The sequence below is a fragment of the Clostridium carnis genome, assembly GCF_054657435.1.
Genome location: NZ_BAAHYS010000001.1, coordinates 519,052 through 532,101, shown reverse-complemented (window position 1 = coordinate 532,101; position 13,050 = coordinate 519,052). Strand labels below are relative to the sequence as shown.

Below are 13,050 nucleotides of genomic sequence, written 5' to 3'. Positions count from 1 at the left end.
GCCCTAAAAAATATATAAAAAATTTTTAAAAAAGTGTTTACAACTAATAATTATTATTATATAATAATAAATGTAGACAGGGTAATTAAATAAACACCTGGAACATTAAAAAGAAATTAATTAAATTTAAGGATATAAAAAAAGGGAGGATTTTAAGATGAAAAAATTTGTTTGTACAGTATGTGGATATGTATTTGAAGGAGAAGCAGCACCAGCAGAGTGCCCAGTTTGTAAAGTAGGAGCTGACAAGTTCGTAGAACAATCAGGAGAACTAGCATGGGCTGATGAACACAGAGTAGGAGTTGCTAAGGATGTAGATCCAAGAGTTATGGAAGGATTACAAGCTAACTTTATGGGAGAATGTACAGAAGTTGGAATGTACTTAGCAATGTCAAGACAAGCTGATAGAGAAGGATACCCAGAAGTTGCAGAAGCATATAAGAGAATTGCATGGGAAGAAGCAGAACATGCAGCTAAATTTGCAGAATTAATTGGAGAAGTAGTTGTAGCAGATACAAAGGCTAACTTACAAGCTAGAGTAAATGCAGAACACGGAGCATGTCAAGGAAAGAAAGATTTAGCTACATTAGCTAAACAATTAAACCTAGATGCAATCCATGACACAGTTCATGAAATGTGTAAAGATGAAGCAAGACATGGTCAAGCTTTCAAGGGATTATTAAACAGATTCTTTAACTAAGATTATTTAAAAAGCTCACAGTAATGTGGGCTTTTTTTATTGTGATATATTTACTACTTATGATATTATAAAAATAATCGTATTAATCGATTACAATAAGGGTGGAGAATTTATAAAATGGACAACCTAAAAGTTGACATTGAAGAAGAGGTGAAAGTAAATGACGAATATAAAAAATTATGATTTAAATTGGTTAGAAAATCCAGAAATATTTCAAGTAAATAGATTAGAACATCATTCTGATCATAGATATTATAAAACAATTGAGGAGATGAAAAATGGTAGTTCATCTTTTAAAAAAAGCTTAAATGGAAAATGGAAATTTAGTTATGCAAAAAATTTAAATTTAATAGTTACTGACTTTTATAAGGAAGAATATGATGCTTCTTCATGGGATGATATAAAAGTACCAGGACATATACAACTACAAGGATATGATATACCAAGATATGTTAATACTATGTATCCATGGGATGGACATGAATCTCTTAATCCAGGTGAAATTCCAAAGCTAGAAAATCCAGTTGGTAGTTATGTACAATATTTTGATATACCATCAGATTGGAATAAAAGTCCAGTTTATATTTCTTTTCAAGGAGTTGAATCTGCATTTTTTATTTGGTTAAATGGAGAATTTGTAGGATATAGTGAAGATAGCTTTACTCCATCAGAATTTAATTTGACGCCATATATTAAAGAAAAAAATAATAAGCTTTCTGTAATGGTAATAAAGTATAGTAGTGGAAGTTGGCTTGAAGATCAAGATTTTTGGAGGTTTTCAGGGATATTTAGAGATGTATATCTTTATACAACTCCTAAAACTCATATAGAAGATATTTTTATAAAAGCAGATATAAGTAAAGATTTTATTAATGGTAAATTAGATATTGAAATGAAGTTAAAGGGAGAACTTAATTTTAATTTAGATATAGAATTAATAGATAAAAATAATATAAAAGTAGGAAATTTTAAATATTATATAGATAAAGAAAATATAAATTTAAGGGAAGAAATAGGCAAGGTAAATTTATGGAGTGCAGAAGATCCATATTTATATAGCTTAATTATAAAGGTCAAAGGATTAAATGGTGATTTAATTGAGGTAATTGAGCAAAAAGTTGGTTTTAGAAAATTTGAGCTTATTAATAATGTTATGCATATTAATGGTAAAAGAATAGTATTTAAAGGCGTTAATAGACATGAATTTAGCTGCTATCATGGTAGAAGTGTAACTTATGAAGAAATGTTATGGGATGTAAAAAATATAAAGCAAAACAATATTAATGCAGTAAGGACATCTCACTATCCAAATCAAACAGAATTTTATAACTTATGTGATGAATATGGATTATATGTTATTGATGAAGCGAATTTAGAAAGTCATGGAACCTGGCAAATACCTAGGGGACCTCAAGAAGATTTTACAATACCAAACTCAGTTCCAAAGTGGAGAGAAGTAGTAATAGATAGAGCTAAAGCTATGCTAGAAAGAGATAAAAACCATTGTAGTATTTTAATTTGGTCCTGTGGAAATGAATCCTATGGTGGAGAAAATATATATTTAATGTCAAGGTTTTTTAAAGAAAGAGATGATACAAGGTTAGTTCACTATGAAGGAGTTTTCCATGATAGAAGCTTTAACGAAACTAGTGATATAGAAAGTCGTATGTATACGCCAGTTTGTGAAGTTTTAGAATATTTAAATAATAATCCTAAAAAGCCATTTATATTATGTGAATATACTCATGCAATGGGAAATTCAAATGGAGCAATGTTTAAATATACTGATTTAGAAGATAAGTATGAAATGTATCAAGGCGGATTTATTTGGGATTATATAGATCAATGTATTATTAAAAAAGATAAGTACGGAAATGAGCATTTAGCTTTTGGAGGAGATTTTTCTGAAAGACCAACAGATTATAACTTTTGCTTAAATGGTTTAGTATATGCAAATAGAAAAGAATCAACTAAAATGCAAGAAGTTAAATATAACTATCAAAACATAAAGATAGATGTAAAGGAAGATATAATAACTATTACAAATAAAAACTTATTTATAAATTTAGATAAATATGAATTTATATGCTATTTACTTAAAAATGGAGAGATTATATCTGAAAATATTATAGATGTAAATGTTAAAGCTGGCGAATCTAATAGTTATAAAGTACCATTTGATAAAAAAGAAGAAAGTGGAGAATATGCTATTAATGTATCTGCAATTTTAAAAAGCAGTGAGTTATGGGCAAAAAAGGGCCATGAAATAGCTTTTGGACAATATGTTTATGTTGTAGAAGAGAAAAAAGAAGAAGTTAAAGAAAAAATAATTGTTAGTGATGGTGACTTTAATATAGGAGTAAGAGGAAGAAACTTTAATGTTATATTTTCTAAAGCTTATGGTGGATTAATTTCATATAAATATAATGGTAAAGAGTTTATTGAATCAATACCTATGCCTAACTTTTGGCAAGGGCCAACTGATAATGATAGAGGAAATAAAATGACTTATAGATGCGCTCAGTGGAAGGCTGCAAGTATGTATGCAAAACATATAGCTCATAATATAGATTACAATGAATACAGTGCTAAAGTAGAATTTGAATATTCTCTGCCAACTATAAAAGAAACAAAAGTAAGTCTTTGTTATACTGTAAATGGTATTGGAGAAGTAGAAGTAGAAATGAAATATGTTGGAGTAGAAGGTTTACCTGAAATGATGGACTTTGGAGTTATATTTAAAATTCCAAGTGAATATGAAAATTTAGAATGGTATGGATATGGAAAAGAAGAAACCTACGTAGATAGAATGAAAGGTGCTAGGTTAGGTATATTTAAAAATAAAGTTAAAGATAACTTAACTCCTTATGCAGTACCACAAGAGTGTGGAAATAAAGTTGGCGTAAGATGGGCAAAAATATTAGATAACTTAGGAGAGGGACTTGAGTTTACTGGAGATAAAATGGAATTTAGTGCATTACCATATACACCTCATGAACTAGAAAATGCATATCATATGTATGAACTTCCAAAGAAATACTATACTGTTATAAGAGCTTCTCTTAAGCACACAGGGGTAGGTGGAGATAATAGTTGGGGTGCAAAGGTACATGAAGAGTTTATAATACAATCAAATAATGATTTGTATTTTAAATTTAAATTTAAAGGAATATAGAGAAAAAACCTCGAAAAATCATATTATAATGATTTTGTAGAATTAGAAATCTTAGGATATAAACAATAAAAAATAATAATTAAAATAAAAATGCTACCATTAATAGTAAAAGCTATTAGGGTAGCATTTTTTTCGGTGTATTTTAACAAAGGTTTACAATTAAGGTAAACTTAAGGTAGAATTAATGAAAAAGATTTATAATAGAAAGTGATAATATAAAATAAAGATATGCTCGGAGGTAGAAATGAAGCTAGTATTACAAAATATTGAAAAGGATTTTGAAAAGAAACAAGTATTGAAAGGAGCATCCTTTACTTTTGAAAAAGGAAAAATATATGGATTATTAGGCAGAAATGGTGCAGGAAAAACTACACTTTTTAATTGTATAAGTGATGAGATTAAAATTGATTCAGGTAGTATTGAGCTACTAAATGATAAGGGAGAAAAGAAAAAGTTAGATTACTCTAATATTGGATATGTTTTTGCAGAACCTGTTTTACCAGAGTTTTTAACAGGATATGAATTTTTGAAATTTTATATTGATATAAATAAAGATAAAATAGAAAATTTAAAATCGATAGATGAATATTTTAGTCTTATAAAAATAGAAGAAGAGGATAGATATAGGCTTATAAAGGGGTATTCTCAAGGAATGAAAAATAAGCTTCAAATGTTATGTTTTTTAATAACAAGGCCAGCAGTTATTTTATTAGATGAGCCATTAACATCCTTTGATGTAATTGTAGCTTTAGAAATTAAAAAACTTTTAAAAGAGATAAAAAGTGAGCATATAATTATATTTTCAACTCATATCTTGCAATTAGCAACAGATTTATGTGATGAGATAGTTGTATTAAATCAAGGAAAGTTAGAAGAGGTTAATAATGAAATATTAAATAGTCCTGAATTTGAAGAAAGCATAATGAAAATATTAAAGGAGGAACATAATGTATAAAACTTTTATAAATACATACAAGGTTTCCTTTGCAGAAAGTGTTAATGTTTTCATATTCTATCTTAAAGGGATACCATTTATAGGTAAAATATTTTCGGAAAATTTATATAAGGCTACTAAAGGAAAAATAATAATAGGTACAATAGTAACAATTTTTAATTTTTTATTAGGTTTTATAAAAAAGGGATTATATATACTTGCAATGATAATTTTACCGGTATATTGGTTAGAAAAAACTACTGGTTTAACTAATATACAAGATGCTAAAATAAATGTACTTTTCTTTTTAAGTTTTATTTTTGGAACATTTATTAATATTAAAATTATGGAAAATAATAAAGAAGATTTTAATATGATAAGGCTTATGAGAGTTGATCCTAAAAAGTATTATATTGGAAAACTTATATGTTTAATATTACAAAATTTTATAAGCTTTTTACCAGCAATAATAATTGTATTTAATATACCTTTTAAATATGCATTATCTTTAAATCAATCAATAATATTAACAATTGAACTAGTAGCATTTAAGATTATAGGAGAATGGTTTAATTTTTATTTTTATAATAAAACTTCAATTAATTTAATAAAGAAATCATCTGTTACAGTTACTATTATGTTTTTATCAGTAGCTCTTGCATATGGATTACCAGTTATTAATCTTGTACATGGATTACAAGATTTTAAAATAACAATTAATTTAGGACAGATACTTTTTAACAATATATTTTTTATTAGTGTAGTAACTTTAGGGATTTTATCTTTTATATATTTTTATTTTTATGATAGATACACAGAATTTGCAAATAAAATAGTTAAGCTAGAAACACTAGTAAATACAGAAGAAATTATGAAAGAAGCTACATTTAAAAATGTAAAATTAGACGAGAAAAACTTTTCAAAGGAAAATTTAAATTCACATATATTTGAAAATAAATCTGGGTATGATTATTTAAATTCAATTTTCTTTTTAAGACATAGAAAAATAATAGAAAAACCTATACAAATAAGAGTTTTAGGTACTTTTGCTATAGCGGCAATAATTATTATAGTAATGTTTATATTCCCAGAAATAAAAAAAGATATAGGAGAAGGACTTACAAAAAATACAGCTATTTGGGTATTTATAATGTACAGCTTATCAACAACAGATAGAGTTTGTAAGGCTATGTTTCATAATTGTGATGTAAGTTTATTAAGGTACGAATATTATAGAGAAGGGACAGTTATTTTAAGTAATTTTAAAGTAAGGCTAAAAAAGTTAGTACTTTTAAGCTTGTTCCCAGCTATGGCCATAGATTTAAGTTTAGTTATTATATTAATAATTTCTGGTGAAACTAATAATATAGTTAATATAATACCAATATTAATATCTATTATTTGTTTATCAGCCTTTTTTTCAATACATCATTTATTTTTATATTATACAATCCAACCATATACAAAACAATTAACAGTACAAAGTCCTTTATTTAAAATTATAAGTGGTATGGTATATATGATTAGTTATATAACTCTTCAAATAAAAACATCATCATATTATTTTACTATTGGAATAATTATAAGTACAATTGTTTATATGATTGTAGCTCTTATTATGACATATAAAGTAGCTCCTAAAACATTTAAATTAAGGTAAAATAATAAAACTATATAAAAAGCTCACAAAAGTGGGCTTTTTATTCTTGTATAATTTAAAATTAAAATATTTTATTATTCCTTGAAAAGAAGATATAATTGTTTAGAATAGAAATATAAGTGAAGAATATATAAAAGGAGGGGAAAATATGCATATAACTTATATAGTGGCATTTGCGTATATAGTTAATATAGTATTTGCTATATCGTTAATATTTATAGAAAGAAAAGATCCTACTACTACATGGGCATGGCTTTTAATACTTTTAGTACTACCAGGTGTAGGTTTTATTACGTATCTTTTACTTGGGCAAAATCTAAGTAGACAAAAAATATTTAGAGAGAAAAAGGTTTTAGATGAAAAAAAAGCAAAGGGATTAAGAGATAAGTTTAAAGAGGAAAATAAGGCTCATAGAATAAAAGAAGAATATGTTAATCTTATAAAAATGAACTATAACCATTCAGGCTCACTTTATACAACTGGAAATAAAGTAAAAACATACATAAATGGAGAAGATAAATTTACTGATTTACTTAATGATATAAAGAATGCGAAAAGTTTTATTCATATAGAATACTACATATTTAGAGCTGATACATTAGGAAAAACTATTTTAGAAGAATTAAAAAAGAAAGTCAGCCAAGGGGTAGAAGTAAGACTTTTAGTTGATGGAATGGGATCTAAAAGTATTAGAGGAAAACAAATAAGATATATACAAAGTTTAGGAATAAAATTTGCAATATTTTTTCCAGGAATTTTACCATATGTAAATATACGTGTGAATTATAGAAATCATAGAAAAATAGTTGTTATTGATGGCAAAATAGGATATGTTGGTGGCTTTAATGTAGGCGATGAATATGTAAATGGTGGAGAGCAATTTGATTATTGGAGAGATACACATATTAGAGTTCAAGGTGAAGCTGTTAATGAATTAAATAAAAGATTTATATTAGATTGGGATTATGCTTCAGAAGAGGAACTAACAAATTATGAGAAATATTTCCCAAAGCAAAAGGATTATGGACATGTAGGAATGCAAATAGTTTCTTCAGGGCCAGATCATAAAGAAGAATATATTAAAAATGCATATATGAAAATAATAAACAGTGCTAAAAAAAGTGTATTTATTCAAACTCCTTATTTAGTTCCAGATGAACCAATGATGGAAGCATTAAAAATAGTAGCTTTATCAGGGGTAGATGTAAGACTTATAGTTCCTGGAGAACCAGATCATTTCTTTATGGAGTGGATGTTAAGTGCAAACATAGGAGATCTTATGGGGTTTGGAGTTAAAATATATAGATATCAAAAAGGATTTATTCATTCTAAAACAATAGTTTCAGATGGAGAAGTATGCAGTGTAGGAACTGCAAATCTAGATAATAGAAGTTTTAGATTAAACTTTGAAATAAATGCAGTTATATATGATGAGGAAATAGCAAAAGAGCATGAGAAAATATTCTTTAAAGATGAAGAGGATTGCAAACTAGTTACAAGAGAAGAGTATGAAAATAGAAGTAGAGGTCTAAAAATAAAAGAAGCAATTATAAGACTAATTGCACCAATACTATAATTGGAATTTAATAAATTTTCTAAAAATTAATACTGTGTATTGACATATATTCATTATTTGTTATAATTAGGTAAAACATTAATGAAAAATAAGATTATAGGAGGATACTATGAAAGGTATTAAGAAAGAAGTAGCAAAATTTTATAGCTTTTTTTACTTTATATTCTGGGGCTTTTATTTTAGCGCTGGCTATTTCTTTTGCAAAAATAAATATAAAACCTTTATAATGAGTATTTAAAAGATATAATTTTATTAATTTTAGGCACACAGTATAAGTGTAAATTAGTATATTTTAGGGAGAACTCATTAGGGTTCTTCCTTTTTTATATTCTTTAGAAAGTTATATTTATAGGCTAATTGTGGATAAATACAATATGTTAAGAAATATAAGTAATTTAATCTAAAGAATAAAAGTTTAAATAATAAATAGAGGGGGCAAAATTTATGGTAATTATTTTAAAACCAAGAACTACTGAGGTAGAAATAACAAAATTAACAGAACAAATCGAAGCACAAGGGGTTAAAGTTAACCCTGTAATAGGAACAGATTTGATAATCTTAGGATTAGTTGGGGATACAAGTAGAATAGATCCATTACAAATTGAAGCTAATAATAATGTTGAAAGAGTAATGCACGTACAGGAGCCTTTCAAAAAGGCTAATAGAATGTTTCACCCAAATAACTCAATAGTAGATGTAAATGGAAATAAAATTGGTGGAAAGAAGCTTGCTTTAATAGCAGGACCATGTTCGGTAGAAAGTGAGGAGCAAATTACATTTATTGCAAATGAAGTTAAAGCTCTAGGGGCAAACTTTTTAAGAGGTGGAGCTTTCAAACCAAGAACATCGCCATATAGTTTCCAAGGGTTAGAATATGATGGATTGGAATTATTAAAGCTAGCAAGAAAGCAAACAGGATTACCAATAGTAACAGAAATAATGTCTCCATATGATGTTGAGATATTTGCAGAAAATGTTGATTTAATTCAAGTTGGTGCTAGAAATATGCAAAACTTTGATTTACTTAAAGAGCTTGGTAAAATAAATAAACCTATATTATTAAAAAGAGGTTTATCTGCAACTATTGAAGAATTATTAATGAGTGCCGAATATATAATGGCTGGTGGAAATGAAAATGTTATTTTATGTGAAAGGGGAATAAGAACCTTTGAAACATACACTAGAAATACTTTAGATTTAAGTGCAATACCAGCAATAAAGAAGTTAAGTCATTTACCGGTAGTTGTTGATCCAAGTCATGCTACAGGTAAGAGATTTATGATTGATCCTCTTGCAAAGGCAGCAGTGGCAGTAGGTGCAGATGGTCTTATAATAGAAGTTCATAATGATCCTGCTAAAGCTTTATGTGATGGACCACAATCAATAAAGCCTGAGGATTATGGTAAACTAGTAAATGAACTAAAAGCTATTGCAGAAGCAGTAGGAAGAGAGATATAACCTATATGGTTTTGTATATTAGCAAAGCAGAAATTCTTGTATATGTATAGCTTTATAAATAAGGAGGCAAGGGTATGAAGTTAACTGTGGATTTAAAGGAAAATAGCTATGATATAATTATAGAAAAGGGATTAATAAGCCGAATAGGAAAAGAAGTGAAAAAAGTTTTTAGTGGAAATAAAATATTTATCTTAACTGATAAAAATGTTGATAAATTTTATGGAGAAAACTTAGAAACTAATTTAATAAAAGAAGGCTTTAAAGTTAAAAAGCTTATTTTAAATCCTGGTGAAGAAACTAAATCTTTTAATACACTTCCTTTTATATATAATGAACTTTTAGATTTCAAAATTACTAGAAGTGATTTAATTATAACATTAGGTGGAGGAGTTATTGGAGATCTTGGAGGCTTTGTAGCCTCTACCTTCCTAAGGGGGATAGACTTTATTCAATTTCCAACATCATTATTAGCTCAAGTTGATAGTAGTGTTGGTGGAAAGGTTGGAGTTGATTTAGAAAAAGGAAAAAATCTAGTAGGAAGCTTTTATCATCCAAAGGCTGTTTTTATAGATCCTAATGTTTTAAATACATTAAGTGATAGATTTTTTAATGATGGAATGGCAGAAGTTATTAAGTATGGACTTATAAAAGATAAAAAGTTATTTTATAAACTAAAGTCATACGAAAATAAGGAAGAAGTTATAAACAATATAGAAAAAATAATTCACAATTGTTGCACAATTAAGAAAATAGTTGTGGAAAAAGATGAAAAAGACAAAGGAGAGAGAATGCTTCTTAACTTTGGGCATACTATAGGTCATGCAATTGAGCAATATTTTAATTATAAAAAATATACTCATGGAGAAGGCGTTGCAATAGGTATGTTTGAAATAACTAAAATAAGTGAAGAATTAAAGTTAACTAATAAAGGAACTAGCGAGGAAATAAAGGACTTATTAATTAAGTATAATCTACCTTATAAAATGGATATAGATATATCAGAAATTCTTAGTACTATAGCACTAGATAAGAAAAATTTAGATAATAATTTAAATGTTATACTATTAAAAGAAATAGGAGAGTCTTATATTTATAAAACAAATGTAGAATTTTTTAGACAATAATAAGTTTTATAATAAAAAGATATTTAAAAGAGATAAGTTTTAAAAATAATTATAAGTAGAGGTGATAGTTTGGCAAATCTAAAATTGATACCTAGCAAATTAAATGGTGAAGTGAAAGTGCCACCATCAAAAAGTATGGCTCATAGAGCGTTAATTTGTGCTTCTCTTAGTAGCGGAACTTCAGTTATAGATAATATAGATTACTCAGATGATATTATAGCAACAATTGAAGGAATGAAATCATTAGGAGCCAAAATAGAAAAGAAAGACGGATATGTTGAAATTACTGGATTATATAATGAAGCTGCCATTATAAGAGCATCAAGAGTTATAGACTGTAATGAATCAGGTTCTACATTAAGATTTTTAATTCCAATAGCTTTATTATTTGAAGGAATAAATAAATTTGTTGGAAAAGGGAATTTAGGAAAGAGGCCTCTAACAACATATTATGAAATGTTTGAGAAGCAAGGAATCAGTTATAGTACAAGAAGAGATGATTTAAATTTATTAATTAAAGGAAAGATTAAGCCTGGTAAGTTTGAAATTCCAGGAGATGTTAGTTCTCAATTTATAACAGGATTACTGTTTTCATTACCATTATTAAACGAAGACTCTAAAATTATAATTACAACAGAAATGGAATCTAAAGGATATATAGATTTAACACTTGCTTGTATGAAGGAGTTTGGAGTAGAGATAACAAATAATGATTATAAAGAATTTATTATAAAAGGAAATCAAAGATATAAAGCACGAAATTACAGAGTAGAGGGAGATTATTCCCAAGCAGCATTTTATTTATCAGCAAATGCTTTAGGAAGTAATGTTTTAATAAAAGATCTATCACTTTCCTCACTTCAAGGAGATAAAGAAGTAATAGATATATTAGAAAGAATGGGAGTTTCCTTTGAAAATAAAAATAATGGTGTCCTTGGAAAAGTAAATAATAATTTAAAAGGAACAATAATTGATGGTTCTCAATGTCCAGATATTATTCCTGTTTTAGCAGCAGTAGCTTCATTAAGTAGTGGTAGAACAGAAATAATAAATGCAGGAAGATTAAGAATTAAAGAATGTGATAGATTAAAGGCAGTAGCTTCAGAACTTACAAAGCTTGGAGCTAATATAATAGAAAAAGAAAATGGTTTAGTTATAGAAGGGGTTAAGGAGTTAGTCGGTGGAGTTGAAGTTTGGAGCTTCAAGGATCATAGAATTGCTATGACACTTGCAATAGCATCAACTAAATGTAAAGAACCTATAATAATTAAGGACTATGAATGTATAGCTAAATCTTATCCTAATTTCTTTGATGACTTTAAAATGTTAGGGGGAGAAGTTCATGAGTGGAGTGTTTGGGAATAATATAAAGGTTTCTATTTTTGGAGAATCACATGGAGCAGCTATAGGAATAAATATAGATGGTCTTCCACCAGGACTTTATATAGATATGGATAAAGTTATGGAGGAAATGGATAGAAGAGCTCCAGGAAATAGTCCTTTATCTACTGCAAGAAAAGAAGGAGATAAACCGGAAATTTTAAGTGGTTATTTTAATGGAATGACTACGGGAACTCCACTTTGTGGAATTATAAGAAATTCTGATACTCGTTCTAAGGATTATGGAAAACTAAAAGATTTAATGAGACCAGGGCATGCTGATTATACAGGAAATATAAGATATTCAGGCTTTAATGATTATAGAGGAGGAGGACACTTCTCAGGTAGAATTACTGCACCACTTGTATTTGCTGGAGCAATATGCAAACAAATATTAGAAAAAGAAGGAATTTATATTGGATCTCATATAAAATCTGTAGGAGAAATAAATGATAAATCTTTTGATTCAGTGAAGATTACAAAAGAAGAACTTATTTCATTAAGAAGTAAAGAACTTCCCTTATTAGATGATACATTAGATGAAAAAATTAGACATAGTATATTACAGGCTAAATATGAAGGTGATTCAATTGGTGGATCTATTGAATGTATAGCTATAGGAATAAATGCAGGTTTTGGAAATCCTTTCTTTAATTCTGTAGAATCAACACTTGCACACTTAATGTTTTCAGTACCTGCTGTAAAAGGAATTGAATTTGGAGCAGGTTTTGAAATGGCTAAAATGAAGGGATCACAGTGTAATGACGAATATTACTATGAAGGTAATAAAGTTAAAACAAAAACCAATAATAATGGTGGAGTACTAGGTGGAATAACAAATGGTATGCCAATAGTGTTTAGAGTGGCAATTAAACCAACAGCATCTATTATAAAAGAGCAAAATACCATAGATATTTCAACAGGAGAAAATGTAAAGCTAGTAATTAAAGGAAGGCATGATCCTTGTATAGTACAAAGAGCAATTCCAGTTATAGAAGCTGTAACTGCTATAGGATTGCTTGATTTAATAAAGGGGAGATAGG

Annotated in this window: 9 protein-coding genes; all 9 read left to right on the top strand. The window is 27.7% G+C overall.

Annotated elements, in window-relative coordinates:
• Nucleotides 1–157 precede the first annotated feature (157 nt).
• Nucleotides 158–700, top strand: a complete 543-nt coding sequence (locus tag ACYQ1T_RS02630) for an NADH peroxidase (protein WP_459831404.1) — start codon at nt 158–160, stop codon at nt 698–700.
• A 160-nt stretch (nt 701–860) separates the two neighbouring features.
• Nucleotides 861–3,875 (top strand): beta-galactosidase, LacZ type, encoded by a 3,015-nt coding sequence (gene lacZ / locus ACYQ1T_RS02625; RefSeq protein WP_459831401.1) that lies wholly within the window; start codon nt 861–863, stop codon nt 3,873–3,875.
• 244 nt (nt 3,876–4,119) lie between these two features.
• Nucleotides 4,120–4,830, top strand: a complete 711-nt coding sequence (locus ACYQ1T_RS02620; protein ID WP_459831399.1) for an ABC transporter ATP-binding protein — start codon at nt 4,120–4,122, stop codon at nt 4,828–4,830.
• Nucleotides 4,823–6,469 carry a hypothetical protein gene (locus ACYQ1T_RS02615; protein ID WP_459831397.1) on the top strand — a complete coding sequence of 549 codons (1,647 nt, stop codon included), beginning with the start codon at nt 4,823–4,825 and terminating at the stop codon, nt 6,467–6,469. The genes ACYQ1T_RS02620 and ACYQ1T_RS02615 overlap by 8 nt, the downstream gene beginning before the upstream one ends.
• 148 nt (nt 6,470–6,617) lie before the next feature.
• The gene (gene cls / locus ACYQ1T_RS02610; RefSeq protein WP_459831394.1) at nt 6,618–8,045 is read left to right on the top strand and encodes a cardiolipin synthase; all 1,428 of its coding nucleotides are present in this window, start codon (nt 6,618–6,620) and stop codon (nt 8,043–8,045) included.
• 444 nt (nt 8,046–8,489) lie between these two features.
• A complete protein-coding gene (gene aroF, locus ACYQ1T_RS02605; RefSeq protein WP_459831392.1) occupies nt 8,490–9,503 on the top strand; it encodes a 3-deoxy-7-phosphoheptulonate synthase in 1,014 nt (337 codons plus the stop codon).
• A 74-nt stretch (nt 9,504–9,577) separates the two neighbouring features.
• Nucleotides 9,578–10,627 (top strand): 3-dehydroquinate synthase, encoded by a 1,050-nt coding sequence (gene aroB, locus ACYQ1T_RS02600; RefSeq protein ID WP_459831389.1) that lies wholly within the window; start codon nt 9,578–9,580, stop codon nt 10,625–10,627.
• Between the two features lie 69 nt (nt 10,628–10,696).
• Nucleotides 10,697–11,992, top strand: coding sequence for a 3-phosphoshikimate 1-carboxyvinyltransferase (gene aroA / locus ACYQ1T_RS02595; RefSeq protein ID WP_459831387.1), 1,296 nt, complete (start codon nt 10,697–10,699; stop codon nt 11,990–11,992).
• Nucleotides 11,970–13,049: a chorismate synthase gene (aroC, locus tag ACYQ1T_RS02590; RefSeq protein WP_459831385.1), complete on the top strand. Its 1,080-nt coding sequence runs from the start codon at nt 11,970–11,972 to the stop codon at nt 13,047–13,049. Before aroA ends, aroC begins: the two co-directional genes overlap by 23 nt.
• Nucleotide 13,050: the final 1 nt, after the last annotated feature.

What these genes read in the sequence shown, in the direction of transcription:
- ACYQ1T_RS02615 (WP_459831397.1), top strand. Translation starts at nt 4,823, where the DNA reads ATGTATAAAACTTTTATAAATACATACAAGGTTTCCTTTGCAGAAAGT.
- aroF (WP_459831392.1), top strand. Translation starts at nt 8,490, where the DNA reads ATGGTAATTATTTTAAAACCAAGAACTACTGAGGTAGAAATAACAAAA.
- ACYQ1T_RS02630 (WP_459831404.1), top strand. Translation starts at nt 158, where the DNA reads ATGAAAAAATTTGTTTGTACAGTATGTGGATATGTATTTGAAGGAGAA.
- lacZ (WP_459831401.1), top strand. Translation starts at nt 861, where the DNA reads ATGACGAATATAAAAAATTATGATTTAAATTGGTTAGAAAATCCAGAA.
- aroC (WP_459831385.1), top strand. Translation starts at nt 11,970, where the DNA reads ATGAGTGGAGTGTTTGGGAATAATATAAAGGTTTCTATTTTTGGAGAA.
- aroB (WP_459831389.1), top strand. Translation starts at nt 9,578, where the DNA reads ATGAAGTTAACTGTGGATTTAAAGGAAAATAGCTATGATATAATTATA.
- cls (WP_459831394.1), top strand. Translation starts at nt 6,618, where the DNA reads ATGCATATAACTTATATAGTGGCATTTGCGTATATAGTTAATATAGTA.
- ACYQ1T_RS02620 (WP_459831399.1), top strand. Translation starts at nt 4,120, where the DNA reads ATGAAGCTAGTATTACAAAATATTGAAAAGGATTTTGAAAAGAAACAA.